Genomic DNA, 24,943 nt, shown 5'->3' on the forward strand with positions numbered 1-24,943 from the left:
CCCTGCCTCGCGCCCTCCGCGCTGCGCGCTCCGGGTCCGCGTCCATCACGGGGATCCGCGGAAGGGGCATCCTGCCCCTGCCGCGGACGGCGTACATCCATGTACGCCGCCCTTCGGGTGTTTCCCCGCGATGGCCGCCGCTTCGGAAGGGAACCCAGTAAGTCAAAAACAAGGGCAACAGCAACATCCAAAGCCAAGCGATCGCGACTGCTACAGCGACTCGCGGTGATCAGTGTCCGGGCACGATGTGGGAAGGACTCTCGTGCATTTTGTGGGATCAGTCCCGACAGCCTCGGACCTTCTCGCCTCAGTCGCCCAGCCGCACCACCAGCTTGCCGAAGTTGCCGCCGCTCAGCATGTCGATGAAGGCCTGTGGCGCGTTTTCCAGCCCGTCCACCACGTGCTCGCGGTAGCGTACGCGGCCGTCGGCCAGCCAGGCGCCCATCTCGCGCAGGAACTCCGGGTACAGCTTGACGAAGTCGCCGACGATGAAGCCGCGCAGGGTCAGGCGCTGGCGCAGCACCTGGCCCATCAGTGCCGGCATCCGGTCCGGCCCCGGCGGCAAGGCGCCGTTGGCGTTGTAGGTGGCGATGGTGCCGCACACCGGCACCCGCGCGAAATCGTTGAGCAGCGGCAGCACCGCATCGAACACGTGGCCGCCGACGTTCTCGAAGTACACGTCGATGCCGTCGGTCGCGGCGGCGCGCAACTGCTCGGCGAAGTCCTTGGCGCGGTGGTCCAGGGCCACGTCCACGCCCAGTTCCTCGCGCAGGTAGCGGCACTTATCCTCACCGCCAGCGATGGCGATCACCTTCGCCCCGCGCAGTTTGGCGATCTGCGCCACGGTGGCGCCGACCGGGCCGGTGGCCGCGGCGACCGCGACGGTCTCGCCCGGCTGCGGCTTGCCGATCTCGTGCAGGCCGGCGTAGGCGGTGAAGCCGGGCATGCCGTACACGCCCAGCGCGGTGCTCGGCGGCAGCGGCGAGTTGGGGTCGAGCTTGCGCCGCAGGCTGGCGCCGTCGACGACCAGATGGGTCTGCCAGCCGCCGTTCTGCACCAGCACCAGATCGCCTGGTGCGTGGTCGGGGGAGTTGGATTGCAGCACCTCGGCCACGGTGCTGCCGACCATGGTCTCGCCCAGTTGCACCGGCGGCGCGTAGGACGGCGCATCGCTCATGCGCCCGCGCATGTACGGGTCCAGCGACAGCCAGCGGTTGCGCAGCAGCACCTGGCCGGGGCCGGGTGGCGCCAGCGGCGCCTGTTCGGTGCGGAAGTTGTCGGTGCCCGGTGCGCCCTGCGGACGCGAGGCGAGGACGATGCGGGTGGTGTGGGTGGGGGCGGTCATGCGGTTTCCTCGCTTGCGGTATTCAATTGCGCGATGTCCTCGGCCGACAGCTGCAGGCGTGCGGCGGCGAGCAGGTCCTGCAGCTGCTCCAGGCTGGTCGCGCTGGCGATCGGCGCGACGATGCCGGGCCGCGCCATCAACCAGGCCAGCGCCACCTGCGTGGGCGCGGCGCCATGCTTGCCGGCGATGTCGTCGAGCGCGGCGAGGATGCGCAGGCCGCGCGCGTTGAGATAGCGCGCGACCACGCTGGCGCCGCGCGCCTGGCTCTTGCCCGCGTCTTCGGCCTGACGGTACTTGCCGCTGAGGAAGCCGCTGGCCAGCGCGTAGTAGCACAGCACGCCCAGGCCTTGTTCGCGCACCAGCGGCTCCAGCTCGGCCTCATAGCCGGCGCGGTCGTACAGGTTGTACTCCGGCTGCAGCGTCTCGTAGCGGGGCAGGCCATATTGCGCGGAGACGTTCAGCGCCTCGCGCAGGCGCGCGGCGCTGTAGTTGGAAGCACCGATGGCGCGCACCTTGCCCTGTTCGATCAACCGCCCGAACGCCGCCAGCGTGGCTTCCAGCGGCACCGAATCGTCGTCTGCGTGCGCCTGGTACAGATCGATGACGTCGGTCTGCAGGCGCTGCAGCGAGTCCTCCGCGGCGGCGGCGATGGTGTCGGCCGACAGGCCCGGGCGTTCGGCCCACTTGCCGACCTTGGTCGCGATCAGCACCTTGTCGCGCTTGCCGCTGCGCTTGAGCCACTGTCCGATCAGCGTTTCCGATTCGCCGCCGTGATTGCCGGGGACCCAGGCCGAGTAGATGTCGGCGGTGTCGACGAGATTGCAGCCGGCCTCGACGAAGGCATCGAGCAGGGCGAAGGAGGTCTTGGCGTCGGCGCTCCAGCCGAACACGTTGCCGCCGAACGCCAGCGGTGCCGCATGCAGGCCGGAGCGGCCGAGTTCGCGCGTGTGCAGCATGGAAAACGCTCCACTGTGGGGAAAGGCGACAGGATAGTCGCCGGGGGTCGAAGGATCGGCCAATGCTCGCGAAAACAGCGTTCCGCCGGCGTGATTCGCGCTAACGGGAGCGCAACATTCGGGCTTGTCGGGCCGCATGCTAGGCTCGCCCCACCTCCTCTTGCGGATGCCTGCCATGACGCTTCGAACCTCGCTCGCCTGCGCCTGTACTCTGGCCGTCGCCACCGCCTTGCTCGCCCCTGCCGCGCAGGCGATCAAGCCTGCCGACACCGCGACGCTGCCGGCGCCGGACGCGTCCCTGCAGGCGGCGATCAACGGCAGTTGGCGCGACCGCGCCAACGTCGCCCGCGACGCTTACCGCCATCCCGGCCAGACCCTGGCGTTCTTCGGCATCAAGCCGACCCAGACGGTGATCGAGGTCACCCCGGGCGGCGGCTGGTATGCGGAGATCCTGGCGCCGTACCTGCGCGAGCACGGCCAGTACATCGCTGCGGTGGTGGATCCGACCGCCGTGCCGGAAGGGCGCGGCCGCGACTACCAGCAGAAGGCGCGCGCCGGCCTGGAGCAGAAGTTCGCCGCGGCACCGGCGCAGTACGACCACGCGCGCATCGTCGCGTATGCGCCGAACGCACCGGTGTTCGGCCCGCCCGGCTCGGCCGATCTGGTGCTGACCTTCCGCAACGTGCACAACTGGCGCATGGCCGGCCAGGCCGAGGGCATGTTCAAGGGCTTCTACAACGTGCTCAAGCCCGGCGGCGTGCTCGGCGTGGTCGAGCACCGCGCCAAGGCCGACGTGCCGGCCGACGACAAGAGCGGCTATGTCGGCCAGGCGCAGGTGATCGCCATGGCCGAGGCGGCCGGCTTCAAGCTGGCCGGCAAGAGCGAGCTCAACGCCAATCCGCGCGACACCAAGGATTATCCGGGCGGCGTGTGGACGCTGCCGCCGAGCAACCAGCACGAGGCCGCCGATGATGCCAAGTACCAAGCGATCGGCGAGAGCGACCGGATGACCCTGAAGTTCGTCAAGCGCTGAGCCGGCGCACGAGCGGCGCGGCGCGGACGCATGGGACAATGCCTGCGCCGCGCCGTGCGGCGCAGGCCCGCCGCCGTTCCCGTCGATGCTGATCGCCTTCAACAAGCCCTTCAACGTGCTGTGCCAGTTCACCGACCGCAGCACGCCGCCGCGGCGCACCCTGGCCGAGTTCGGCCTGCCCGCCGACGTGTATGCGGCCGGACGCCTGGACTACGACAGCGAGGGCCTGCTGCTGCTGACCGACGATGGCGCATTGGCGCACCGTCTGACCGATCCCCGGCACAAGCAGCCCAAGACCTACTGGGTGCAGGTGGAAGGCGCGCCGCAACCGGAGCAGGTGCAGCGCCTGCGCGACGGCGTGCTGTTGAACGACGGCCCGACCGCGCGGGCCGAGGTGACGTTGCTGGACGCGCCGCCATCGCTGTGGCCGCGCGATCCCCCGGTGCGCTTCCGCAAGAGCGTGCCCGATGCCTGGTTGCAGGTCGTGCTGCGCGAAGGCCGCAATCGCCAGGTGCGGCGGATGACTGCCGCGGTCGGCTTGCCGACCCTGCGCCTGGTGCGTGCGGCGATGGGCGCGCACCGCCTGGACGGGTTGGCGCCGGGGGCCTGGCGCGCGCTGTAGTGCGTGTTGTGCCGAATGACGCGTACGTTGGAAAAGCAGAGGCGCGGCGAACCATAAAAAAAGCGACCGGGATGTCTCCCGGCCGCTGCGTTTCATGCGGCGGCTGCCGTCAGTGGCAGTGCGCGGATCTCACTCTTCGGTGGCGTCCTGCGCTGCGGCATTGCGGCGCGTGCCGCGGGTGCTGGCGGCGCTGCGGCGCGCACCCACGTTGCCGCGCTTGTTGGCCGCTTCGATGCGCTGCGCATTGCCTTCGATCGGCGCGCCCTTGTCGCGCTGGCGCTTGCGGTAGATGGCGTAGCCGAGCAGACCCACACCCACGGCGGCAGCGGCGATCGCGATGGCCGGGTTGCGGCGCACGGCGGTGCGCGCGACCTTGGAGCCGGTCTTCACTGCACCCATCGCTGCGCCCGCCTTGAGCGCGCCCATCGCCTTGCCCGACTGCAACCACTTGTTCGCCTGCGGGCCGAAGTGCTTGAGGCTGTCGCCGGCGTGGCTGGCGAGATCCAGGGCGCGATCGGTGATGATGGTCAGCTTGCTCATGGGCGTCCCCTACTGGCAGGAATGAAGGGCTGCAGTGTCGCCGGCCTACCGTATACGGGGCGTTAGCGCAGCGCCGTGGATTCGTCTGCCGGCTGAATGCGGTGCGCCAGACCCACTAGGTGCCGCGCGGCTTGGCGCGGTGGCTGGCGGTGGCGGTCCAGGGGTCGTCCGGCCACGGGTGGCGCGGATAGCGGCCTTTCATTTCCTTCTTCACTTCCGGGTAGGTGCTGGACCAGAAGTTGCGCAGGTCCTGGGTGACCTGCAGCGGCCGCCCGCCGGGCGAGAGCAGGTGCAGCAGCAGCGGCACGCGGCCGTCGGCGATGCGCGGGGTGTCGGCCAGGCCGAACAGTTCCTGCAGCTTGACCGCCAGCACCGGCGGCTGCGGCTGCCCGGCATGGTCCAGGCTGTAGTCGATGCGCCGTTCCATGCCCGAGGGCACCGCGATGCGCACCGGGGCATGGCGGTCGATGGCCTGGCGGCGGTCCCACGGCAGCCGCGCCTTCAGCGCCTCGCCCAGCTCGTCCTCGCTCAGCGCATCGAGCCGGGTCTTGCCGGCGAAGGCCGGGCGCAGCCAGTCGTCGAGGCTGGCCAGCAGCGCGGCATCGCCCAGGTCCGGCAGCTCCAGTTCCGGCATCCACTGGCGCAGTCCCGCCACCCGTGCGCGCCATTGCGACAGGTTCTCGCTCCAGGGCAGCGCCTGCAGTCCCAGCTCGCGCACTGCCTCGGTCAGCGCCGCGGCCGCCTGTGCCGGTGCGACGCGGCCGGCGGGGCGGCTGTCGAGCACGATGCGATCGAAACGAGTTTCGCGCAGCGCCGTGAGCGCGCGCCGTTCCGGGTCCCAGCGCACCACGTCTTCCTGTGCGAAGCGCTGCGGAAACTGCGCGCGCAGGTAGCGCTCGTCCACCGGTGCGGCGCGCAGCAGCAACGCGTCCTTGGCCTCGTGGCGCAGCTCGGTGGCGACCAGCCAGGGCTCGCCGCGCAGGTCGCTGTTGTCGAACAAGCGCACGCTGCGGCCATTGGCCAGCTGGTAGCGCAGCGGATCGCTGGGGTGACGCGTGCCGATGCGGTCGGGAAAGGCGTGCGCCAGCAGATCGCCGAGTTCGTGCGCCTCCACGCTGTCCGGCGCGGCGGCGTCGCTGCGCAGGCGCCGTCGCCACTGCTTGGCGGCGGCATCGATCGCCGCCAGCGCGCTGCGGTTGGCGTCGTGCGGCACGCGGCCGCGGCGAAATGCGGCCAGGGCGCGCCAGCGCGCGGCCAGCGCATCGCCGCCCTGGCGTAGCGGATCGCGCGCTTCGATCAGCGCGGCGAGGTCGCAGGCCAGTGCCTGTGCGCGCGCATCGCCAGCGGCCAGCAGCATCGCCGCCAGCCGCGGATGCGTGCCCAGCGCGAGCATGCGCCGGCCGCTGGCGGTGATGGCACCACTCTCGGCGAGTGCGCCGAGCCGCTGCAGCAGCTCGCGGGCGGCGGCGAGTGCACCGGCCGGCGGCGGATCGACGAAGCGCAGGCCATCGCTACCCCAGGCGGCCAGTTCCAGCGCCAGCCCGGCCAGCTCCACCTGCAGGATCTCGGCGCGGCGTTGCGCCTCCAGGCGTTGCGATTGCGGCCACAGCCGGTAGGTCCAGCCGCTGGCGACACGGCCGGCGCGGCCGGCGCGCTGATCGGCCGAGGCCTGGGCGATGGCGGTCACGTCCAGCCGCGAGAAGCCGCTGTTGGGATCGTAGTGCGGCTCCCGCGCCAGCCCGGCGTCGATCACCACGCGCACCCCGGGCAGCGTCACCGAGGACTCGGCGACGTTGGTCGCCAGCACCACCCGCCGCCGCCCCTGCGGATCCGGCTGCAGCACCTTGCTCTGCTGTTCCACCGGCAACTCGCCATGCAGCGGCAGGACCTCCACTCCGCTCCCTTCTCCCCCCGGGAGAAGGTGGCGCGCAGCGCCGGATGAGGGTACGCCAGAGGCGGTGCCGGCTGGTGTAGCGCCCGACGCGGCACCTGCTGGAGCAACCCCCGCCGCTTCCAGCGCCGCCTGTACCCGCCCGATCTCGCGCTGCCCGGGCAGGAACACCAGCACGTCGCCCGGGTGCTGCTGCAGCGCGTGCTCGACCGCGCGCCGGGTCTGCGCCTCCGGCGATTCCTCGCGCCGCGCGGGAAAGTGCGCGATCTCCACCGGGAAGCTGCGCCCGGCGCTGGACAGCCGCGGCGCATCGAGGAACTGCGCCAGGCGCTCGCCGTCCAGCGTGGCCGACATCACTACGATGCGCAGGTCCTCGCGCACCTGCGCCTGCACGTCCAGGGCCAGCGCCAGGCCCAGGTCCGCGGCCAGGTGGCGCTCGTGGAACTCGTCGAACAGCAGCGCGCCGACGCCCTCAAGCATCGGGTCGTCCTGCAGCATGCGGGTCAGGATGCCCTCGGTGACCACCTCGATGCGGGTACGCGCGGACACCTTGTTCTCGAAGCGGATGCGGTAGCCCACGGTTTCGCCCGGCGTCTCGCCGCGCTGCCGGGCCATGAAGGCGGCGGCGCTGCGCGCGGCGACCCGGCGCGGCTCCAGCATCACGATGCGCCGGCCCTGCAGCCAGGGCGCGTCGAGCAGCGCCGGCGGCACCTGGGTGGTCTTGCCGGCGCCGGGCGGGGCTTCCAGCACCAGGCGCGGATGGGCGGCGAGGCTGTCGCGCAGTTGCGGCAGCAGCGGATCGATCGGAAACACGGCGGACGTCATCGGCAAAGGATACGTGGCCGCCGCGCCGCCGGGGAGCGGCGACAGGCGCGTGGCCCGTACAATTGGCTGCTGTCCCGGCTGATTCCCGCGCAACCGCATGACCCTGATCGACATCGGCGCCAACCTCACCCACGAGTCCTTCGACCGCGACCGCGACGCCGTGCTGCGGCGCGCCCGCGCCGCCGGCGTCGCGCAACTGGTGGTCACCGGCGCCAGCCGCGAGCACTCGCCGCTGGCGCTGCAACTGGCGCAGCAGCATCCGGGCGTGCTGTACGCCACCGCCGGCGTGCATCCGCACCACGCGGTGGAGTACACCGCCGAGTGCGATGCCGAACTGCGCGCGCTGCATGCGCACGCCGAGGTGGTGGCGGTGGGCGAGTGCGGCCTGGACTACTTCCGCGATTTCTCCCCGCGGCCGGCGCAGCACCGCGCGTTCGAGCGGCAGCTGCAGGTGGCGGTGGACACCGGCAAGCCGCTGTTCCTGCACCAGCGCGACGCCCATGCCGACTTCATGGCGCTGATGCGCCAGTTCGACGGCAAGCTCGGCCCGGCGGTGGTGCACTGCTTCACCGGCAGCCGCGAGGAACTGTTCGACTACCTCGACCGCGACTGGTACATCGGCGTCACCGGCTGGCTGTGCGACGAGCGCCGCGGCGCGCATCTGCGCGAGCTGGTGAAGCACATTCCCGCCGAGCGCCTGATGATCGAGACCGACGCACCGTACCTGCTGCCGCGCACGCTCAAGCCGACGCCGAAGGACCGCCGCAACGAACCGGCGTTCCTGGCGCACATCGTCGAGGAACTGGCACGCGACCGTGGCGAGGACGTGGCCACTGTCGCCGCGGCCAGCACTTCTGCCGCGCGGACATTCTTCCGTTTACCGATGCCGGGCTGAGTACGTCGACGCGGCGTTTCGTGTTTGGGGATTCGTGATTGGGGATTGGGGATGCGTAAAAGCGCGTTTGGCTGTACGCGTCTTTTGTGGGAGCGGCTTCAGCCGCGACCGGGCAACGCATCGCGGCGGATGGTCCGGTGGCCATGCCGATCCTCTGCGCGACCGTGCTGGCCGATGCGCCGGTGGAGATCCTGGACGGAATGGGCTGGCATTTTCTTGTGGGAGGGACTTCAGTCCCGACGCACGACGGTGTCAGTTGGCTTTAGTCTGCATTCGTCGCGGGTGAAGCCGCTGCTGCGCAGGTAACGCCATTGGCGGCACTACCGCCTCTCAATCGACCTGCGCGTCCTCGCGTTTGGCTTCCGCCATGGCTTCCGGCTCCAGTTCCTCGGCACTGCGGTTGAGCTTGACGAACACGCCCCAGGCGACCAGCAGCAGCGCCGCGCACAGGCCGACCGCCGAAGCGTAGGGCAGCTTGGACGGATCGTCGTGCATCAGTTCGAAGATCGACACCAGGGTCTCGATCGCCAGGGCGATGACGATGACCACGAAGAACCGCGACAGATAGCGACGCACCCGCGTCGGTCCGCTGACCTTGACGTCGCGCTGCACCTCCTCCTCGTAGATGGTCTGGCCCAGTTCCAGGGTCACCAGCGCCACCGTGAGCAGCCCGATCGCTTCCAGCACCACGTTGAAGCGGTCGCGCACCACCAGTTCGCCGCCCGGGGTCAGGCCGTGCCACAGCTCGAGCACGGCCATGCAGATCAGCCCGGCCGCGCACAGCAGGAACAGCAGGATGATGAGGAAATGCCCGCCGCGGAACAGTTTTTCCATGTGCGTGTCCGCTCGCTCGCCCCCTGTGTGGTGGGCGAGCATAGGCGCCAGGCGCGTCAGCGGCGCGCGAAGATGCAGGGCCGCCCTCGGGGCGGCTTGGCAACTACCCCGGAACACCACGGCAGGAGTGCGCATGGAAGGGGTGCGCTGCGCGCGGCGCCGGCTTTCCGCGGCAAACCTCAGCGCGCGGGCAGACCGGCCTGGTACGCCTGCAGGTGGCAGTACGCCGCCATCAGCAGCGGCGCGTCCTGCCCGGCGGCGCGGGCGCGGACCAGCATGTCGCCGACGATCTGCTGCGCCTCCACCTGCTGCCCGGCTTCCAGGTCGCGCAGCATCGACGCCTTCATCGGCGAGCCTGGTTGCGTCAGCAGGTGCAGCGCACTGGCCTGCGCTTCCTCCGGCACCGGTTCGCCGGCCGCCGCAGCCACCGCCGTGCACTCGGCATACAGGCCACGCACCAGCGCCACGCCATCGTCGCTGGCGACGATACGCCCGATCGGCGCACGCATCAGGCAGGTGGCCGCGGCCAGCGCGGTGAGGAAGGTGTACTTGATCCATTGCTCCTGTGCGATCCGCGGCGTGGCCAGATGGTCCACATCGGCTTGCGCGCAGGCCTCGGCCAGGGCGCGCACGCGCGCGCTGTCGGCGCCGCGGCCGTCGCGTTCGCCGAAGGTCAGCGAAGCCGGCTTGGCCAAGTGCTGGATCGCGCCGTCGGCGTCGAGCACCGCGCTGATGAAGCACAGCCCGCCGATCACCCGCTCCGCACCGAAGCGCGCATCCAGCGCCCGGTAGTGGCGCAGGCCGTTGAGGATCGGCAACACGCTGGTGCCGTCGTGTACCGCCGGCGCCACCGCGTCCAGCGAACTTTCCAGGTCGTAGGCCTTGCAGCTCAGCAGCACCAGATCGAACGGCCGCGCCTGTGCCGCGCTGTGCAGCGTCTCGGCGGTGAGCGTGCTCACCGCGATCGCCGCGTCGCCGCGCGGGCTGCGGATGCGCAACCCATCGCGTTGCAGGCGTGCGGCCCGTGGTGGTCGCACCAGAAAGCTGACATCGACGCCGGCCTGGGCCAGGCGTCCGCCGAAATAACCGCCGGTCGCGCCGGCTCCGAGAATCAAGATACGCATGAGACGTTGATAGAAAAGGGATAGGCGCTCAGTGCAGCGGCCTGGAGCCGTCCGGTGTACGCAGGCCCTCTGGGGGCGTGACTACCTCGGCAGGAACGGCTTCGAAACTTACCGCATCTACGCGCAGGCTGCGCTCCTCGCGGCGGTTGCCGACCTTGCCGCGATAGCCGAGCAGCAGGCCGCTGCGGTCTAGCCATAGCGTGCCGGAGGTCGTGCCGTCAGGGCCTTGCGCGGCGTCGTAGCGCCACCCCGTAGCCAAACGGCCGGCGATGAATTCCCCGGGCGCCGGCGCGCAGCGACCGCCAATCCTGGCGCAAGGATCGGCGGGATCGTACCAATAGGGGCCGCTGGCGTCGGCGATCGGCAGGCGATAGTCCCCGGAGTGGCTGACGAGCCAGCCGCGGCCGCGGGTCCCTGGGTTGATCAGATAGGCATCGGGCGCCTGCGTACCGACGAAGTCGATGCGGATGGCATCGCCACGCAAACGTACCTCGACCAGGACGGCGTCGCCTGCCTGTTTCGGACCCAGCGGACCCACGCCATAGGCGCGTGCCTGCAGGCGCGCCTGCAACGGCTCCGCTGCTTCGCTCTGCTCCTGCGCAGCTGCATCTCTGGGATCGGTTGTCGCAGCGATCAGCAAGCTAGCCAGCAACACCAAGATCGGTCGTTCAATGGTCAAGATTGCCAGCTTCGTAGATAGGGGATTGCATGCGTACCACCGCATAGGATTCGATCGGCAGGCGGCGATGGCCGCTGATTGGCTCTTCGAACAGCATTGAGGCAGGCGTATAGCTTTCGCCCCCGCTGACCAGATCCGACAGGCCGACGATGACGCGGTCGACGAAGGGCACGATCAACGGCATGTTGTAGGTAACCTTGATCTTGAGGATGTTGGCATCCTGCACATTGACCTGGCTGCCGCCGACGTTGGCGTTGCGGAACGCCAGGCTGTCGTTGGGCAGCGCGTAGCGGCCGTCGTACTGGCGTTCGCGGAACTCGTTGTAGGCGGCCCGGGTCGGTGCAATGACCTCGATTTTGGAAAACAGCTGCACTTCTGTGTAACGGATCTTCTGCTTTGTCAGCATGACGTTGGCGATGTCAGGCGATTGAGCGAACAGCGGCGTCAATCCGCCCGCCAATGCGTCTGCCATGTCATTCTTTCTGACGCCGTTGACCGCTCCAGCCCGGGCTGCCTGAAAAGCGGCATAGTCCAGCACTGTCTTGGTACGGTAGATCAGCACGAACTGGAAGATCACCAGGACCAGGAAGAGGAAAGTCGGGACGACGATGCAGAACTCGATCAGGGATTGACCATGCTGATGTCGCGGCGAATGTCGGAGTACGGTCACGAACGGTCTCCTGCGGGAGCGACGATGCCTGTGGCGATGGGAGATTCCGCGGGCAACCACGCCAGATGCTCGCCGCGGACGGGTTGCAACGCCTGCAGCGTACCGGGTGGCAGTTCGAGTGTGGCGTGGGCGTGCAGGCACAGGGCGCCACGCCAGGGACGCACACGCTCGCGCCAGTCCAGGACGCGGCCACCGCGATCGAAGAACAGCAGATCGAGCGGGTACGTCATGGCCAGGGTGTGCACGCTGTTGCACGGCTCGATCAGCAGGCCTTCGCCCGGCTGCAGCGTTGCGCGCCCAAGCAGGCCGCGCAGTCGCAACCACCACGTGTCAGCGCGCCATACGCTGTGCAGCAGCACCTGTCCCTCGCGTTGGAGTGTGCCGCACCTCACAGGATCCCCTGCTGCTTCATCTGCAAGTAGATGAAGTACGCCAGCACCACGAAAATCAACGGAAAGAAGAACAGCACCAGCGGCAGCATCATCTTGACCGGTGCTTCCAGCGCCAGCTTCTCCGCACGCAGGAAGCGCTCTTCGCGCCTTTGCATGGCTTGCGAGCGCAGGGTTTCGCTGAGGCTGGCACCGACCCGGTCGGCCTGGATCAGGGCACTGGTGAAGTTGGAGATCTGCGAGATATCCATGCGGTCGGCCATGCGGCGCAGCGCTTCGGCACGCGGCAGTCCGGCGCGCAGATCGCGCAGCATGCGCGAGAACTCCTGCGCCAACGGGCCGGGCGGACCCTTTTGCACCGATTGCTCGATCGCGCCGGTGATGTTGAGGCCCGCCTCCACCGCCATGGTGATGAAATCCAGGAATGTCGGCAGGTCGCGGACCACATGTTTGCTACGCTGCTTGCGTCGTTCGCCCAGCCACAGCGTGGGATACATCCATCCCAGCGGGATGCCGAACAGCAAACACATGCAAAACGCGCCGACGCTGAGCTTGCCGAGCAGCATCACGACGACGATGAAGACCACGCTGACCGTGCCGGCGGCGACGATGCGGGTCCCGTAGAGCTCTTCGGGGGTCAGCACGAAATCCTGGCCTGCCGACTGCAGGCTACGGTGGGCACGTTCCAATTGCGAGGACTTGAGGCGCGGTCCGACCACATGCGTGGCAGCCGTGACCAGGGGCCACAGCATGCGCAGGACCGACGGCAGCGGATCCTGATAGTTGCGGTCGTCCTGCGGTACCGCCTGCAACATGCCGCGCAGCGCGAACAGCACCAGGCCGACGGCGGTGACGGCCAGCACGGCGACAAGGGCAAGCATCCAGTTCATATATCGATCGTCATGATCTTGCGGCACATGCGATAGCCCAGATACTCCAGCACGCACATCAGGGCGATGACGCACCAACCAAGCAGCGTATGGAACATCGGGTTCATGGTTTCCGGGTAGAACAGCACCAGGAAGCCGACCAGTCCAGCTGGCAGCATCGCCATTACGATGCCCTGCAGGCGGCCCTGCGCAGTCAGCGCCTTGACCTTGCCTTCCATGATCAGCTTGCGGCGCAGGGTTTCGGCCAACGTGGACAGGCTTTCTGCGAGGTTGCCGCCGACCTCGCGCGAAATGCTGACGGCAGCCACGAACAGCTTCACGTCGGGAATGGGAACGCGGTTAGCGAAGTTTTCCAGTGCCTCGTCGGTCCGCACGCCCATGTGCTGCTCGCGCAGCACCAGGGCCAGTTCCTGCGCGAGCGGGGGCTGCCCGTCATGCGCCAGCGCCTCCAGCGCAGGGTTGAAGCCGACACCGGCGCGCAGGCTGCCGGACATCATCAGCAGGCTGTCCGGCAACTGCTGCTGGATCTGGTCGAGGCGGCGCTGCTTGAGCCACAGATACACCTTGCGCGGTGCGATCGCCAAAACGATCACGGCCACGACCGGCAGCAGCAGGTTGCCGCTGAGCAGCCACAGCAACAGCGGAATCAACAGCAGTACGACGCCGTTGGCGACGAAGAGCATCTGCGGATCGACGAACAGAAACATGTCCGCGAGGTTCAGGCGCGCCTGGTCGACGAAGCGCTCGTGGTAGCGCTGCATGAAGTTCGCGCTGGCCCGAACCAGCATCAGTCCGGAGACCGTGACGCAACTGAAGGCCAGCAGCGCGACGAGCCAGATATTATCCATTGCCCTGGCCGCCGTTGCGGAAGATCGACAGGTCGACCGAAACGCCGCGCTCTGCCAGCTCCTCGTAGAACTCCGGCACTGCGCCGGTTGCGATGAACTCGCCGCTGACTTTGCCATCGCGGCCGCTGTTGGACCTGGCCTTGAACAGGAAAACGTCCTGCAACTGGATCGTGCCGCTCTCGACGCCAGTGATTTCGGTGATATGACTGACTTTGCGTGAACCACAGGGGAAACGCTTCTGATGCACGATGAGGTCGACGGCAGAGGAAATCTGCTCGCGGACCACGGTCATCGGCAGTTCCATGCCGGCCATCATCACCATGACTTCCAGGCGCGATAGCGCCTCTCGCGGATTGTTGGCATGCGCAGTGGTTAGCGAGCCTTCGTGACCGGTATTCATCGCCTGCAACATGTCCAGCGCTTCGCCGCCGCGACACTCGCCGACCACGATACGGTCAGGGCGCATGCGCAGCGCATTACGCACCAAGTCGCGAATAGAGATATGCCCTTTGCCTTCCATGTTCGGCGGCCGCGCTTCCAGCGCGACCAGGTTGGGCTGGACCAGTTTCAGTTCCGCCGCATCCTCAATGGTCACGATGCGGTCGGTGTCGGGAATGAAGTTGGACAGGATGTTGAGCAGGGTGGTCTTGCCGGATCCGGTGCCGCCGGTGACGACGATATTGCGCCGTTCGCGCACGGCCATGGTCAGGAATTCCAGCATCGGCGCATTGAGCGAGCCGAAGTCGATCAGATCCTTGCCTTCCAGTTTGCGCTTGGCGAACTTTCGGATGCTGATGCTGGGCCCGCGCAGGGCGATCGGAGGAATGATCGCGTTGACACGGGAGCCGTCCTTCAGGCGCGCGTCGACCATCGGTGAGCTCTCGTCGATACGCCGGCCGAGCGGCGTGACAATGCGTTCGATCGCCGACAGCACGGCACGATCGCTGGTGAAGCAGACCGCGGACTGCTCGATGCGGCCGGCGCGTTCGATGAAGATCTGATCGTAGGCGTTGACCATGATTTCGGTCACCGTATTGTCTTCGATCAGGTCCTCCAGCGGCCCCAGTCCGATCGCTTCGTCCAGCACTTCCTTGGCCAGGCGGCGGCGGTTGATGGTCTTGGGAAGATCGGCGAACTCACGCTCCAGTACGTCGTCGATCAGACTGATGGTGGTGGCGCGCAAGGTGTCGTCGCCCATGCTGCGCACATCCAGGCGTCGCAGATCCATCTGCTTGACCAGCGCGGCATGCACTTTTGCGCGGTAGACCGCGATGTCCGGTGGCAGATCCTGTGGTCGCGCCAGCTGCCGCTGCTGCTCAGGCTCGGCGATCGGCTGATTGGCCGCCGCAGCGACGTGCTCACCGATCGGCGCCGCTGGCGCATTGAAGGCACTGGCATCCTGCCTCGGCGTCGGTGCCGACTCCGGTTCGTCGCCGACAACCTGCAGACGATAGTCGCCGATCTGCACCAGGTCGCGGCTGCTCAGCGGGCCACGGCTGCCGGTCACCTTCTCACCGTTGACCAGGACGGACGCCCGGCCACCGAGCGTCTCGATGAAGATACCGTTGTCCTCTCGCTTCAGCGCCGCATGCTGCTGCGCGATGCTCCAGCCTTGCAGGACCACCAGATTGCCGTCGCCGCGGCCGATGCCGCATTCGCGATGCAGACAGCGGACGTGGCGCCGGTCGCGGTTGGGAGTGTCGATCAAGATGTTGAACATGGCGTCTGTCTACGAGTCGTGGCGATTACTGGACGTAGTCCTTGCTGCGCTTGGGCATCGCCTCCTTGCCGCGCTCCTGGATGCGACGCCCACGTTCCAGGCCTTCCTGGTTTTCTGCCGAATCGGGGGTGAGGATGCGCGGGGTCACGAACATCACCAGTTCGGTCCGATTGCCGCGGAAGCCATCGGAGCGGAAAAGCTTGCCCAGAATCGGAATCTCGCCCAACAGGGGAAGCTTCTTGGCGTCCTGCTGCGCGCTGGAATCGATCAGGCCGGAAATCACGATGGTCTCGCCCGCCTTGACGTTGAGTTCCGATTCGGTGCGACGCGTGGTGAAGCCGGGCACGCCCTGCACTGTCACGGTGGGATCGACCCGGCTGACTTCCGCGAGCAGGCGGGTGGAGATCTCCTGGTTGCCGTTGACCAGGGGCTCGATGTCCAGCTTGATGCCGTACTCCTTGAAGTCCACGGTCACCTGGCCGAATCCCTGCGGGATCGGAATCGGCACCTCGCCGCCGACCAGGAACTTGGCTTGGCCGCCGCTGCGTGCACTGAGCTGCGGCGACGCCAGCAGGAATGCCTTGCCCTTGTTCATCAGCAGGTTGATCGCCGAGCCGATCTGGGTGGCGATGCCGAAGAAGGCCTGGGTGCCGGGCACGCGATTGGGCAGAACCACGCCCGCGGCCGGGGTGCCCGGTGGATTGATCCGGTAGTAATCGTTTGTGGTGAAGTCCTTGAGCAGACCACCCACCGGTCCCTGAATCACGTTGTCCCACTGAATGCCAAGCTCTTCGAGGGCATTGCTGTCGAACTCCATGATCTTCACGTCCATCAGCACCATCGGACGCATCCCCACCGGGTCGGCGGAGGTAAAGTCGAGCACGCTCGGGTAGAGCTTCATCAGCGCCTCGATACGCTTGGCCACGCCAGGGTTGATGTCTTGGCCGGTGATGACCACCCGATCCGCGACAGCGTGCACGCCCAGGTTGGGCACGTCCGCGAGCAAGGTGCGAATGGTCTCCACGGTGGCGCCGGCGTTGCCGTCCATGACTTCGACCGGCACATCGATCTGGCGCCCGTCCTGCAGCCACAGATGCACGCTGGTCGCGCCGGGCTTCTGCCCGATGATGACCAGTTCACGCTTGCCGATATTGGTCACCTGGACCAGTTCGCCGTTGCCGACGGCCACACGCTTCAGTGCCTGCGGCAGGCTGTGCACGGCGGCCTGACCCGCATAGATGCGCGCGCGCTCGGGCAGCGGCGTGACCTGGGCATTGCCCGCAGCTCGCTGATAGGCAGGGTTGGGGACCGGAGTGGGAAAGCTGCCGCTCATCGGCACGGGCGACTGATTGCCTGTCGGCTGGGGTTGTGGCTGGGTCCTGGTATCTGGCGCGACCCTGACCGGCACCGGCACCAGTCCCGATTGCTGTTGCGCCTGAACTTCGCCGTTCATGGTCATGGTCGCTGCGGCGAGCATGGGAAGGAAAGAAACACTCCATGTAGTCCTGCGCATGCGTCAGCCTTTGCCTCCGATGATGAATTCCACGCCGCTGCTACCACCGGGCTTGGCGGTGCCGAGCAACTCTTTCTGGGTCATGCCGTTGAGTCCGAACGAGTTCCGGTCCTCGACCTGGCGCAGCATCACCCGCATCGCACCGGCCTTGGCCGCCACCGTCAGGCGCTCTGCCTGCTGCGGGCTCAGTTCCAGGGTGATGTTTGAGAAACCTTGTTGATCTTCCTGCGCGGGCGTATCGCCGACCCGGTTGCCGGTCGCCAGGACGTTGATGTTTTCCAGCAGCGGGATGACACGCGAGCCGGCGTTTTCCTGTTCCACCGTCAGCAAGATGTCGACATGGTCGCCCGGGGCAATCATCCCGGAGATCGAATTGGTCTCGTCCACCGGCAGCGTGTAACCGACATTGCCGGGTCTGATCACGCGCGAGAACTGGTCGTACAGCGGCACCAGCGCGCTGGCCCCCAGCGGTGCACCCTGGCGGACGGGCGCGCGCAGCACGCGCCCGCTGAACTGGTCCACGTTCTCCGGGGTCACCGCATCGGCGGGCTGCAGGTCGGCAGGCACCTCGCGGACGGCCAGATCGGATGTGGTGACGACCGTACCCGGCGCCATATCGGATTTGGGCACGGCCACCGCGACGGTCTGGCCAACGTCTTTGGTGCGCGCGGCCACTGCGCTCTGGACGTAGCGCACTGCCACGAAGGCCGCCAAGGCGCCAAGACCCAGGGCGACCACGATGAAGAGCAGGTTGCGGTTCGGCTTGAATGCGGGGGCCTTCATAGCCACCCCAACGACAGTGCGTAGGTGAAGCTGGCGTAAGCCTTGCGCAGCGAATCGATCAGTTCCAGGATGATGTTGGGCTGCGCCACGAGCACGATGACCGCCAGCATAGTGACGATGCTGTACTCGATCAGGGCCGCGCCGCGTTGGTGCCGGGCGGAGGGCGGGAAGGCAGATCTCACGGCGTTCGTCCTCATTGCTGGAGCTGATTGACCACGATCGAGGTGCCCTTCTCGCGGCGGTTGAAGGTCAGGGTCATCTGCTGCTTGCCCTTGCTGTAGCTGCTGACGCAACTGTTGGAAATCATCGAACAGGCCGTCGCCGACGACTGTGCCGTCCAGCCTTCGGCCGGCAGCCGATTGCGATAGAACGCTTCGCTCTGATAGGGCGACAAGCTACTCTCCATCGCCAGCGTGCGTCCGGGGTTATCCAGGTACTGGATGTCGTTGACGACTGTGGTGCCGGAGGGCTTCATGAAGTCGGCGCCGGGTGCAGTCCGCGGCTTCTCCTTGAGCAGGCGCACGATGCCGATCTGTGCTTCGCTGCCGGTACCCGCTCCGTTGATTTCCACGGTGATGTAATGCTCGTCCTGGGCATGGCCAACGATGGTCTTGCTGCCGACGTCGTTGATCGTGACCTGCCCCGGCCATTGCTTCGAATAGAACGCGATCAGCTGCTGCGGCGACTGCTGGCTGGTATAGCGCGCCGAGCGCATGTGCAGGCCGTTGTAGATCATGTGCTTGGACACCCACTCGCTCTTCGCGTCGTCGGGCTCGGGCACGTCGGGCCACTCCGCGGCGCAAGCGGTCGCCGGCACCAGCAGGACCAGAAGCGCCAGGATCAGGTGAAACATAGGCTCAGCGCGGCGGGGCATAAGGTTCCAGCTTGTCCACGGGCACCACGTCGGGAGCGATGTAACCCGGCTCGAACCGACTGATGGTGCCGACGATCGGGATGATCTTGAGCGGATCGAACAGCTTCGCCGAGTCGCTCAGGTAAGAACTGGGCACCAGCGTGCGCACCTGGCCGATGACGGAGCGCTTGGCCGGGTTCTTCGCGGTGCCTGGTCCGGCTGCATTCCATGGGTCGGCCAGCAAACTGTTGCTGCCTTGCATACGCAGCCCGAGTTGGTCGAACGGTTCCAGGAACGACGCTGACCCGCCGTTGGCAAGCTTGAGGTCCTGCACGCTGACGCTCAGGTTGGACGTCACCAAGCCTTTGTCATTGGGTGGGAAGTTGCCGGGAATCTTGCTGATGAGATTGCCGAGGCGATCAAGGATGCCGGAGGACCGCTCGTTCCTGTAGGCGTTGACACGGATATCGCCGCGCTCCAGCAACGGTTGGTTGGAAAAGGTATTCAGCAGCGGGTTGTCCACGCGGTCGCGCGCAGTGCCGGTGCTTGCGCGGCTGATGATCGGCGCATCCGCCTTGCCGAAATGCCGGTCTACCGTCAGGTCTCGCATGCGCGTGGCGGACGGCAGGGTGTAGTCCTTCGCCACCGTCGCCTCCCAAGCGGCGGCGCGCGCCGCCTGCTGAGTGGCCTGGCGCAAATGTATGTACTTCCCCATGATCGGAATCAACAGGAACAGTGGAACCAGCACGGCGCACAGCACCGCGGCCTCGGTGAGGCTCTGACCGTCCTGGCGTCCGCGCAATCGCGGTTGTCGACGCTGGCGCATGCTTGCGGTCCTCCTAGTTGATCTTCCCCGGCGCGCGCTGTGCTTCCAGTGCGGCGGAGTCGAATGCCTCGCCGACGCTGATCACCTGGGTGGTGACCTTGTAATCCGCATAGGCACCCGGTGTTTGTTCCAGGACAATGAAGCCACGGTTGGGGCGATGGTCGTTGGCCGGCTCGGAAGTGAATCCCCACTTCGTTCCGGCGGACCAGACGCACTGACGCAGCCCGGTCGGCTTGACCCATTCGTTGCAGGGCTGACCGGCAACACTGCGTTGGGTCGGGCCTCGGAAATCGGACAGGGCGGCAGGCGCGCTCTTCTCCACCGGCGTGCGGATCAACGCGTCCTGCGGTGCCGCTTCGTCGGTTTTCTCCCCGGTCGCCAGATCTACCTGTTGGTAGCGACTGGCAGTGGTGGTTTCCTGGGTGCCAGTTGTTTCCAGCCGGAACAGACAGGTGCCGCCGCCGCCATCGTTGGCGACACTCCAACTGGTCTCGCGGACGACCTCGGTCTCGCGATCGAACCAGAGTTCGTAGCGGGTCGTGCCGAGCAAGGCGACATCCTTATCTGACAAGGCACGGCTCTGCAGTCCCCCTGCCTGGCAGTCGCGCAGCGTCGCCAGGTAGTTCTCTCGCGCTTCGTTGACGCCGTTGCGCGTCATTTCCACGGTCTGCCGAACGTGGATCGGCGGCATCGAGCTGCGCGTATCCTCCACGCCATCGGCATCCACTGCGGTGGCACTGCAACTGCACAGGGTCAGTAGCAATACTCCAAATACGCTGTTGCGGCAGTGGAGGAGGGTTGGCGACCTCATAGTGCACCGGTTCCTGCGACGACGGCCTTGATCGCACTCGGGGTATCGACCAGGCGCGCTTGCCAGTAGGGACTGAACAGATTGCCGGACTCGACCTTGTTGTCGCCGCGACGGAACAGCGCATAGTTGGGCGGCCGGTTGAAGTACACCTGCGCCGAGGACAGTGCGCTCAGCTTGCCGTTCTGCGCCTTGTTCTGCATGGACATGCGTGACCCCGCCGCGTTGCCGATGCCGACGGTCTCGCTGGTGCGCGCATTGCGCATTTCGGTTTCCGCGTACACGCTGAACACCGGGCCGGCGTTCTCGTCGAAGATCTGATTGCCATTGCCGGAATACGGGCGCATGGCCATGTTTTTCTTGACGTCGTGATAGTCGCGAAGGCCGTTGTAGCTGGTGAAGAACGCGTTCTTGTGCTGACCCTTGGCGGCCCTGACATTCGCATCGCCTTCGACCATGCGGCTGACCAACCGGTTCTTGCGCAGGCTGTCGCCGTAGGGGCGATAGCGACGCTTGTCCCAATCGGAATACCATCCTTGACCATTGCCGAAGCCGTTGAGGAAGCGCTGGTTGCGGTAGCGGTCGACCGCCTGCGCGCCGCCCCAGCCCATCGGCAGATCGATGTCCACGATCGGCCAGATCTTGACGTCCATCGACATGGTGTCCAACGCCGCCCAGCGGTTGTAGTCGACCATGTCGGTACCGCCGGTGCTCTCGAAGTTGATCAGCCCGATGCCAACCCGATCCCCGCGGTCCTTGCTGAAATCGTCGCGCGACTGCATCACCACATTGCGGAAGCGATCGGCGCCATTGCGCTGCGCCGCACTGCCGGTACCGGTCGTGCGCGGAATCCTGTTGAAATCGAGGAACTTGCTTTCTGCGGTGAGCAACTGCTCGGCTAGCACACCTGTACCAACGGTTCCCAGGCTCGCATTCGCGGAGTTTCGTTGCACCACATCTCTTGCGATCAGCATGCCATCTACACGGGATACGCCTTCTATCACCGACGTCGCCGCCGTGGCGAAGATGCCGTTGAGTTCGTCAAGCGCGGTGACGACGCCTTGTGCGAACGGTTGAAAGGCACTTCGAACGCCTTTCAAGATGTTTTCCGCCGCCTGGAAGCCGGTAGCGAGCGCTTTGAACACCGCGCCGACATATGGGATCAATGACAACGCGTTCATCGTCAGACGCATCGTGATGGTCGTCATCTGCAGCTGGTTCATCCACGAATACAGGCTGATCGTCTGCGCGATCGCCACTTCGTTCGCCACCCGTGCGCGATTCATGTAAGCGGCGAAGTTGAGCGCACGCGCCTGCTGCACCGCGACGCTGTATGCGGCCGCATCGGCGGCGTTGGTGAGCTCGACTTTCTTGTTGACCGATTGCCCGCTGTCGAACAGCACGATGGCGCCGACACAGAGCACGAGGATCAGGACCAACCCCAGCACCATGGCTTGGCCGGCCATGCCGCGCTTCCCGTCCAGGCGGGGCGGCACACGTGATTTGGCAATCGCGATCGCTGCACGCATCTGCAGTTCCTTTGCCGAATGCACTTCCTACAGCGGCGTCACCGGCATGTCGGAAAATAGAAGAAGGGCCTGGGCAGCGTGACTGCCCAGGTACCTAGGACATCAGGGCAACAAGTAATTACTTGTTGTTGTACGCGTCCATGCCCTTGGTCTTGTCAGCTTCCTGCTGCGCGCTGTTGGACTGGTTCTTGGCGCGGTTGATCGACTGCGTGGCGCTCTGGCCCGCCAGTTCCTTCGACATGCCCGCGACCTGGCTGCGGACGGTGCCGCCGAAGAAGGTGACGGCGGCGATCGCGGCGATCGCGATCAGGGCGGTGATGATGATGTACTCGGTCATGCCTTGGCCCAGCTGCTTGCGGCCAAATCCAATGTGACGGCGATGGTTCTTCATCTGAATCCTCTCCTTGGCTCTTTCGCCCGATTACCGGCAGCACACAGACGTCCCGCGGCAACGTGTGGCGAGTGGGTGATTTAAGTGAAATCATTCACAGAGATGAAGCTGATCTCTGGCCCGCGGATGCATCGAACGAGAACGGATGCGGACGGCGCCAATGTAGCGTCAAGATATTGCCGTTACAAGAAAAATGGCGTTAATAAATTGACGCTAAATGGAGTTCACATCACATAACCTGTCAAATCTCAGGCACGTAGCGAGGTCTACGCAAGTCCGGACCTGAGGTGTTGCAAGGCGCGGTTTGCCTTAGTGTGGCCCGCTATTTGTGGTTTTAATCACAAAGTTATCGATGTCGCCAATCAAAAGAAGGACGGAAGCGGGTTGATCCGATCGCCGCGGTTGCCAGTCATACCGCGGCGGCCAAAGCGCCTTTCAAAAACATGGCGATCGCCGCTGCTTGATGACACGCTGCGGGTGAGTATTCGCAAATGCCCGTCGGCTCAGGCCAAGAATATTTTCCCGTTCCTTGAATCAGCCACCGTTGGGGCATTCGCTACAGACGCGTTGCCCCAAAAGTGGCAAAACGAAGGGGCGTGAACCGTCTTCCGCTCAGAGCTTGACCAGCTCGACGCGCCGGTTGCGCGCTTTGCCGTCTTCGGTGGTATTCGGTGCGATCGGTTGTTCCTGGCCGAAGCCCGCGGCACGTAGGCGATCGGCGGCGATGCCGGCACCGGTCAAATAAGCCACCACCGCGTTGGCACGGGCTTCGGACAGCGATTTGTTGTGCGCCGCGTCGCCGCTGTTGTCGGTATGCCCATTGACCGCCAGGCGCAAGGCGCTATCGGATTTCAGCAACTGCAGGACTTGCTCCAGTTGGGGCTTGGAGTCGGGAAGTATCTGGGCGGCGTCCGAGGCAAAGTTCACGTGGATGGCCACCTTGCCTGCACTTGCCAGTTGCTGCTGCAATGCGTCCGCGGGCAGCACCTTGGCGGTGGCCTGGAATGGTTTCGTCTCCGCAATCAGCAAGCCACCGCTACTGGGGCCGCTGCAGACATGGATCCAGATGTCGCGATCGGCGCGATGGATGACGAACGTATCGGCCGGCTCGTTATAGATGTCGCCGATGCCATCGACATAGGTCACCGCTGCCTTGCTGTCGCCGATGGCCTTGGCTGCGTCAGCGGGGATTGGTCCGCTGGCGATGCGCTGTCCTCCCAGCGATTCCACCAGTGTCTGGATATTGCGGCTCAGTTCCACGCCCGAAAAGGGCTTGCCTTCAGTGGTGCCAAGCGCGGCGGCATAGACCTTGCCCTCCACCCATTCAACGCGGTCACCGGTCCAGAACGGCGCACGATCGAAATCGTTGCGGACCGGTGCATTCTTGGTGACGTAGCCCTCGGGCAGGCCGAGGTACGGAAAGCTGCCGAGCGGCGCCTCGGAGACCGGCATGCTGGCGGCATCGAAGCGGTGCGCCGTTTCAGCGGCAGGCGCTGCCGCTGGCGCGGATGCGGTGGGCGGCGCGGCGTTCGTTGCCGGAGCGGGGGCTTCGGTTGCAGGCTGCTGAGGGTCGGTGCGTTTGCAGCCGGCAGCAGCGGCGATCAAGAGCAGGCAAGCGCTGAGAGCGGCGCGGCGCGCCGTGGGGGTTATCGCGGTCATCGGGAATCTCGGGTGCGGACGGGGAGCGCTTAGCGCATCTCGCTCAAGAGTTGCTTGCAGATCGCTGCGTCAGGCTTGTAGGTGCCTGTGGCGTGGGCCTTTTGCATGGTTTGCTGGCCCAACTTGTAGCCATTGTCGAAGTCGCTGCCGAAATTCTTGACCTGTGCGTACATGCCCTGCATCACCTGCTTCTGCTTGGCCTTGTAGCCGTCGATCTGCGCCTGGCTGGCGCCGCAGGCCTTGCCGTTCTCGGCGTTGCCGCCGACGATCTTGCCGAAATTGACGATCCCGTCGTCCTGAGCGTGAACCCCGCCGCTTGCACATGCCAGCACTGCTGCTGCGATGACTGCCGTGTATCGGTTCATTCCTTGCTCCTCTTGCGGCCCGCGGCGAGCGGGCCAGTAAAACCCCTGTGGCGCGGAGGATAGCAATGCCATGCGCAACGCCCAACCCCGTTCGGGCGGCGCTAACGGGGGGCGTTCAAGGAGCGAACAGAATCAGCTCCGCAACCCCACCCCGCGCCGCAGCAGCCACAGCGCCAGCGCCGCCAGCACCGCGACGAAGCCCAGCATCAGGCTGTAGGCCACCCACACCGGCACGTCGCTGCTGCCGAGCAGGCCGTAGCGGAAGGCGTTGACCATGTAGAAGATCGGGTTGGCGTGGGTGGCGGCCTCGGCCCAGCCGGGCAGCAGCTTGACCGAGTAGAACACGCCGCCCAGGTAGGTCAGTGGGGTGAGGATGAAGGTCGGCACGATCGCCACGTCGTCGAACTTCTTCGCGTAGACCGCGTTGATGAAGCCGGCCAGGGAGAAGATGGTCGCGCCCAGCAACACTGTGGTCAGGGTCACCAGCGGGTGCGGGATGCGCACCGGCGTGAAGAACATGGCGATGATCAGCACGATCACGCCGACCATCAGCCCGCGCAGCACCGCGCCGGCGACGTAGCCCCACAGGATCACCCAGTTGGGCATCGGGCTGACCAGCAGTTCCTCGACGTGGCGGCCGAACTTGGCGCCGAAGAAGCTGGAACTGATGTTGCCGTAGCTGTTCTGGATCACGCTCATCATCACCAGGCCGGGGACGATGAACTGCATGTAGCTGTAGCCGCCCATGTCGCCCACGCGCGAGCCGATCAGCCCGCCGAAGATCAGGAAGTACAGGGTCATGGTGATCGCCGGCGGCACCAGGGTCTGGCCCCAGATGCGCAGGATGCGCTTGACCTCGCGGCGCACGATGGTGCCCAGCGCGACCCAGTTGCGCTGGGCGGGCGTGGCGTCGGAAACGGGGAGGGTGGAATCGGTCTGGGAAGTCATGGTCGTC

General features: G+C 66.3%; 25 protein-coding genes and 2 pseudogenes. 3 read left to right on the plus strand and 24 right to left on the minus strand.

The features are described 5' to 3' along the window. Positions 1-307: 307 nt before the first annotated feature. A complete protein-coding gene (locus tag CEK66_RS09845; protein ID WP_152236799.1) occupies positions 308-1,345 on the minus strand; it encodes an NADP-dependent oxidoreductase in 1,038 nt (345 codons plus the stop codon). Then, positions 1,342-2,301 (minus strand): aldo/keto reductase, encoded by a 960-nt coding sequence (locus CEK66_RS09850; RefSeq protein ID WP_152236800.1) that lies wholly within the window; start codon positions 2,299-2,301, stop codon positions 1,342-1,344. Before CEK66_RS09850 ends, CEK66_RS09845 begins: the two co-directional genes overlap by 4 nt. A 175-nt stretch (positions 2,302-2,476) precedes the next feature. Here CEK66_RS09850 and CEK66_RS09855 point away from each other — a divergent pair, with 175 nt between their 5' ends. Together CEK66_RS09855 and CEK66_RS09860 are read left to right on the plus strand one after the other, a co-directional pair. Then, entirely contained in the window at positions 2,477-3,334 is an 858-nt protein-coding gene (locus tag CEK66_RS09855; protein WP_043094171.1) for a class I SAM-dependent methyltransferase, read from the plus strand. Positions 3,335-3,419: 85 nt separating this feature from the next. Then, positions 3,420-3,956, plus strand: a complete 537-nt coding sequence (locus tag CEK66_RS09860) for a pseudouridine synthase (RefSeq protein ID WP_017908156.1) — start codon at positions 3,420-3,422, stop codon at positions 3,954-3,956. A gap of 129 nt (positions 3,957-4,085) precedes the next feature. On the opposite strand, the gene CEK66_RS09865 is transcribed toward CEK66_RS09860, so the two are convergent. The 3 genes and pseudogenes from CEK66_RS09865 to CEK66_RS20810 form a co-directional block, all read right to left on the minus strand. Then, positions 4,086-4,496, minus strand: a complete 411-nt coding sequence (locus CEK66_RS09865; protein WP_017908157.1) for a hypothetical protein — start codon at positions 4,494-4,496, stop codon at positions 4,086-4,088. 115 nt (positions 4,497-4,611) lie between these two features. Continuing rightward, positions 4,612-6,390 (minus strand): annotated as a pseudogene (hrpB, locus tag CEK66_RS09870) (ATP-dependent helicase HrpB); the annotation flags it as partial. A gap of 117 nt (positions 6,391-6,507) precedes the next feature. Then, positions 6,508-7,212, minus strand: a pseudogene (locus CEK66_RS20810) (DEAD/DEAH box helicase); the annotation flags it as partial. A gap of 97 nt (positions 7,213-7,309) precedes the next feature. Here CEK66_RS20810 and CEK66_RS09880 point away from each other — a divergent pair. Next, complete coding sequence (locus CEK66_RS09880; RefSeq protein WP_152236801.1) at positions 7,310-8,107, plus strand: TatD family hydrolase; 798 nt, start codon at positions 7,310-7,312, stop codon at positions 8,105-8,107. A 330-nt stretch (positions 8,108-8,437) separates the two neighbouring features. On the opposite strand, the gene CEK66_RS09885 is transcribed toward CEK66_RS09880, so the two are convergent. The 19 genes from CEK66_RS09885 to CEK66_RS09975 form a co-directional block, all read right to left on the minus strand. Beyond that, the gene (locus CEK66_RS09885) at positions 8,438-8,983 is read right to left on the minus strand and encodes a hypothetical protein (protein WP_318526785.1); all 546 of its coding nucleotides are present in this window, start codon (positions 8,981-8,983) and stop codon (positions 8,438-8,440) included. 137 nt (positions 8,984-9,120) lie between these two features. Further along, the gene (gene panE / locus CEK66_RS09890; protein WP_152236802.1) at positions 9,121-10,065 is read right to left on the minus strand and encodes a 2-dehydropantoate 2-reductase; all 945 of its coding nucleotides are present in this window, start codon (positions 10,063-10,065) and stop codon (positions 9,121-9,123) included. Positions 10,066-10,093: 28 nt separating this feature from the next. Continuing rightward, positions 10,094-10,744 carry a hypothetical protein gene (locus CEK66_RS09895; RefSeq protein ID WP_226978559.1) on the minus strand — a complete coding sequence of 217 codons (651 nt, stop codon included), beginning with the start codon at positions 10,742-10,744 and terminating at the stop codon, positions 10,094-10,096. Beyond that, entirely contained in the window at positions 10,734-11,414 is a 681-nt protein-coding gene (locus tag CEK66_RS09900; RefSeq protein WP_152236803.1) for a TadE family protein, read from the minus strand. The genes CEK66_RS09895 and CEK66_RS09900 overlap by 11 nt, the downstream gene beginning before the upstream one ends. Continuing rightward, positions 11,411-11,773 (minus strand): DUF192 domain-containing protein, encoded by a 363-nt coding sequence (locus CEK66_RS09905; protein ID WP_226978560.1) that lies wholly within the window; start codon positions 11,771-11,773, stop codon positions 11,411-11,413. Before CEK66_RS09905 ends, CEK66_RS09900 begins: the two co-directional genes overlap by 4 nt. Positions 11,774-11,802: 29 nt before the next feature. After that, positions 11,803-12,639 carry a type II secretion system F family protein gene (locus CEK66_RS09910; RefSeq protein WP_226978561.1) on the minus strand — a complete coding sequence of 279 codons (837 nt, stop codon included), beginning with the start codon at positions 12,637-12,639 and terminating at the stop codon, positions 11,803-11,805. 50 nt (positions 12,640-12,689) lie between these two features. After that, positions 12,690-13,541 carry a type II secretion system F family protein gene (locus CEK66_RS09915; RefSeq protein WP_043094193.1) on the minus strand — a complete coding sequence of 284 codons (852 nt, stop codon included), beginning with the start codon at positions 13,539-13,541 and terminating at the stop codon, positions 12,690-12,692. After that, positions 13,534-15,261: an ATPase, T2SS/T4P/T4SS family gene (locus CEK66_RS09920; RefSeq protein ID WP_152236805.1), complete on the minus strand. Its 1,728-nt coding sequence runs from the start codon at positions 15,259-15,261 to the stop codon at positions 13,534-13,536. Before CEK66_RS09920 ends, CEK66_RS09915 begins: the two co-directional genes overlap by 8 nt. 25 nt (positions 15,262-15,286) lie before the next feature. Beyond that, complete coding sequence (locus CEK66_RS09925; protein ID WP_226978562.1) at positions 15,287-16,720, minus strand: pilus assembly protein N-terminal domain-containing protein; 1,434 nt, start codon at positions 16,718-16,720, stop codon at positions 15,287-15,289. Between the two features lie 57 nt (positions 16,721-16,777). Next, the gene (gene cpaB, locus CEK66_RS09930; RefSeq protein ID WP_043094195.1) at positions 16,778-17,557 is read right to left on the minus strand and encodes a Flp pilus assembly protein CpaB; all 780 of its coding nucleotides are present in this window, start codon (positions 17,555-17,557) and stop codon (positions 16,778-16,780) included. Beyond that, positions 17,554-17,739 (minus strand): hypothetical protein, encoded by a 186-nt coding sequence (locus CEK66_RS09935; RefSeq protein ID WP_052250845.1) that lies wholly within the window; start codon positions 17,737-17,739, stop codon positions 17,554-17,556. The genes cpaB and CEK66_RS09935 overlap by 4 nt, the downstream gene beginning before the upstream one ends. An 11-nt stretch (positions 17,740-17,750) precedes the next feature. Next, positions 17,751-18,410 (minus strand): hypothetical protein, encoded by a 660-nt coding sequence (locus tag CEK66_RS09940; RefSeq protein ID WP_226978563.1) that lies wholly within the window; start codon positions 18,408-18,410, stop codon positions 17,751-17,753. A gap of 4 nt (positions 18,411-18,414) precedes the next feature. Beyond that, complete coding sequence (locus CEK66_RS09945) at positions 18,415-19,236, minus strand: TadE/TadG family type IV pilus assembly protein (protein ID WP_152236808.1); 822 nt, start codon at positions 19,234-19,236, stop codon at positions 18,415-18,417. A gap of 13 nt (positions 19,237-19,249) precedes the next feature. Then, positions 19,250-19,963, minus strand: a complete 714-nt coding sequence (locus tag CEK66_RS09950) for a hypothetical protein (RefSeq protein ID WP_193312614.1) — start codon at positions 19,961-19,963, stop codon at positions 19,250-19,252. An 80-nt stretch (positions 19,964-20,043) separates the two neighbouring features. After that, positions 20,044-21,573, minus strand: a complete 1,530-nt coding sequence (locus tag CEK66_RS09955; protein ID WP_226978564.1) for a pilus assembly protein TadG-related protein — start codon at positions 21,571-21,573, stop codon at positions 20,044-20,046. Between the two features lie 118 nt (positions 21,574-21,691). Beyond that, positions 21,692-21,964, minus strand: a complete 273-nt coding sequence (locus tag CEK66_RS09960; protein ID WP_152236810.1) for a pilus assembly protein — start codon at positions 21,962-21,964, stop codon at positions 21,692-21,694. Positions 21,965-22,576: 612 nt separating this feature from the next. After that, on the minus strand, positions 22,577-23,623 hold the full coding sequence (locus tag CEK66_RS09965) for an OmpA family protein (RefSeq protein WP_152236811.1): 1,047 nt from the start codon (positions 23,621-23,623) through the stop codon (positions 22,577-22,579). Positions 23,624-23,652: 29 nt separating this feature from the next. Continuing rightward, positions 23,653-23,988 (minus strand): hypothetical protein, encoded by a 336-nt coding sequence (locus CEK66_RS09970; RefSeq protein WP_152236812.1) that lies wholly within the window; start codon positions 23,986-23,988, stop codon positions 23,653-23,655. Positions 23,989-24,120: 132 nt separating this feature from the next. Continuing rightward, complete coding sequence (locus CEK66_RS09975) at positions 24,121-24,936, minus strand: ABC transporter permease (RefSeq protein WP_010340543.1); 816 nt, start codon at positions 24,934-24,936, stop codon at positions 24,121-24,123. Between the last annotated feature and the right edge of the window lie 7 nt (positions 24,937-24,943).

This window comes from Xanthomonas sp. LMG 12460 (assembly GCF_009192895.1).
Classification (GTDB): Bacteria; Pseudomonadota; Gammaproteobacteria; order Xanthomonadales; family Xanthomonadaceae; genus Xanthomonas_A; species Xanthomonas_A sontii.

What these genes read in the sequence shown, in the direction of transcription:
- CEK66_RS09845 (WP_152236799.1), bottom strand. Translation starts at nt 1,345, where the DNA reads ATGACCGCCCCCACCCACACCACCCGCATCGTCCTCGCCTCGCGTCCG.
- CEK66_RS09850 (WP_152236800.1), bottom strand. Translation starts at nt 2,301, where the DNA reads ATGCTGCACACGCGCGAACTCGGCCGCTCCGGCCTGCATGCGGCACCG.
- CEK66_RS09855 (WP_043094171.1), top strand. Translation starts at nt 2,477, where the DNA reads ATGACGCTTCGAACCTCGCTCGCCTGCGCCTGTACTCTGGCCGTCGCC.
- CEK66_RS09860 (WP_017908156.1), top strand. Translation starts at nt 3,420, where the DNA reads ATGCTGATCGCCTTCAACAAGCCCTTCAACGTGCTGTGCCAGTTCACC.
- CEK66_RS09865 (WP_017908157.1), bottom strand. Translation starts at nt 4,496, where the DNA reads ATGAGCAAGCTGACCATCATCACCGATCGCGCCCTGGATCTCGCCAGC.
- CEK66_RS09880 (WP_152236801.1), top strand. Translation starts at nt 7,310, where the DNA reads ATGACCCTGATCGACATCGGCGCCAACCTCACCCACGAGTCCTTCGAC.
- CEK66_RS09885 (WP_318526785.1), bottom strand. Translation starts at nt 8,983, where the DNA reads ATGCTCGCCCACCACACAGGGGGCGAGCGAGCGGACACGCACATGGAA.
- panE (WP_152236802.1), bottom strand. Translation starts at nt 10,065, where the DNA reads ATGCGTATCTTGATTCTCGGAGCCGGCGCGACCGGCGGTTATTTCGGC.
- CEK66_RS09915 (WP_043094193.1), bottom strand. Translation starts at nt 13,541, where the DNA reads ATGGATAATATCTGGCTCGTCGCGCTGCTGGCCTTCAGTTGCGTCACG.
- CEK66_RS09920 (WP_152236805.1), bottom strand. Translation starts at nt 15,261, where the DNA reads ATGTTCAACATCTTGATCGACACTCCCAACCGCGACCGGCGCCACGTC.
- CEK66_RS09925 (WP_226978562.1), bottom strand. Translation starts at nt 16,720, where the DNA reads ATGACCATGAACGGCGAAGTTCAGGCGCAACAGCAATCGGGACTGGTG.
- cpaB (WP_043094195.1), bottom strand. Translation starts at nt 17,557, where the DNA reads ATGAAGGCCCCCGCATTCAAGCCGAACCGCAACCTGCTCTTCATCGTG.
- CEK66_RS09940 (WP_226978563.1), bottom strand. Translation starts at nt 18,410, where the DNA reads ATGTTTCACCTGATCCTGGCGCTTCTGGTCCTGCTGGTGCCGGCGACC.
- CEK66_RS09945 (WP_152236808.1), bottom strand. Translation starts at nt 19,236, where the DNA reads ATGCGCCAGCGTCGACAACCGCGATTGCGCGGACGCCAGGACGGTCAG.
- CEK66_RS09955 (WP_226978564.1), bottom strand. Translation starts at nt 21,573, where the DNA reads ATGCGTGCAGCGATCGCGATTGCCAAATCACGTGTGCCGCCCCGCCTG.
- CEK66_RS09960 (WP_152236810.1), bottom strand. Translation starts at nt 21,964, where the DNA reads ATGAAGAACCATCGCCGTCACATTGGATTTGGCCGCAAGCAGCTGGGC.
- CEK66_RS09965 (WP_152236811.1), bottom strand. Translation starts at nt 23,623, where the DNA reads ATGACCGCGATAACCCCCACGGCGCGCCGCGCCGCTCTCAGCGCTTGC.
- CEK66_RS09970 (WP_152236812.1), bottom strand. Translation starts at nt 23,988, where the DNA reads ATGAACCGATACACGGCAGTCATCGCAGCAGCAGTGCTGGCATGTGCA.
- CEK66_RS09975 (WP_010340543.1), bottom strand. Translation starts at nt 24,936, where the DNA reads ATGACTTCCCAGACCGATTCCACCCTCCCCGTTTCCGACGCCACGCCC.